The sequence below is a fragment of the Pseudoalteromonas sp. Z1A6 genome (assembly GCF_011378745.1).
Classification (GTDB): domain Bacteria; phylum Pseudomonadota; class Gammaproteobacteria; order Enterobacterales; family Alteromonadaceae; genus Pseudoalteromonas; species Pseudoalteromonas arctica.
On record NZ_WTKW01000647.1, the window covers coordinates 1 to 972 of the forward strand.

The window sequence follows — 972 nt, forward strand, 5'->3', positions numbered from 1 at the left end:
GGGATAACTAATTAATATGCTCTTTAAAAATTTGGAAAAGCTGATAATAAAATTCTGATAGATACATTGTATTTATCAAGAGTTTTCAAAAGTAAAAAAAGAATGGTAGCAGTACCATTCAGTGCCATTTAGTTAACTCTTTGAGTTGATTGATTGGTATCTACTTTAGTATTCAATATTGACTTCTGGCGAAGTTAAACTGTCACAAAACAAAGACCCGTTTGGGTTGTATGGTTAAGTGACTAAGCGTACACGGTGGATGCCTTGGCAGTTGGAGGCGATGAAGGACGTATTAACTTGCGATAAGCTTAGTCAAGCTAGTAAAAAGCGCTTGAGACTAAGATTTCCGAATGGGGAAACCCACCTGCTTGCAGGTATCGTTAACTGAATACATAGGTTAACGAAGCGAACGCGGAGAACTGAAACATCTAAGTACCCGTAGGAAAAGAAATCAACCGAGATTCCGAAAGTAGCGGCGAGCGAAATCGGAACAGCCCTTAAGCTTATTATGTGTTAATGGAAGGCTGCTGGAAAGCGCCACGATACAGGGTGATAGTCCCGTACATGAAAAGACATTTTAAGTGAAATCGAGTAGGTCGGAGCACGTGAAACTTTGACTGAATATAGGTGGACCATCATCTAAGGCTAAATACTCCCAACTGACCGATAGTGAACCAGTACCGTGAGGGAAAGGCGAAAAGAACCCCTGTGAGGGGAGTGAAATAGAACCTGAAACCGTGTACGTACAAGCAGTAGGAGCCCACTTGTTGGGTGACTGCGTACCTTTTGTATAATGGGTCAGCGACTTATATTTTGTAGCGAGGTTAACCGAATAGGGTAGCCGTAGGGAAACCGAGTCTTAACTGGGCGAATAGTTGCAAGGTATAGACCCGAAACCCGGTGATCTAGCCATGGGCAGGTTGAAGGTTGAGTAACATCAACTGGAGGACCGAACCCACTAACGTTGAAAAG

At 42.9% G+C, this 972-nt stretch carries 1 rRNA gene; it reads left to right on the plus strand.

Annotation, left to right across the window (positions count from 1 at the left end):
- Positions 1-232: 232 nt before the first annotated feature.
- Positions 233-972 (plus strand): 23S ribosomal RNA (locus tag GQR46_RS20110); the annotation flags it as partial.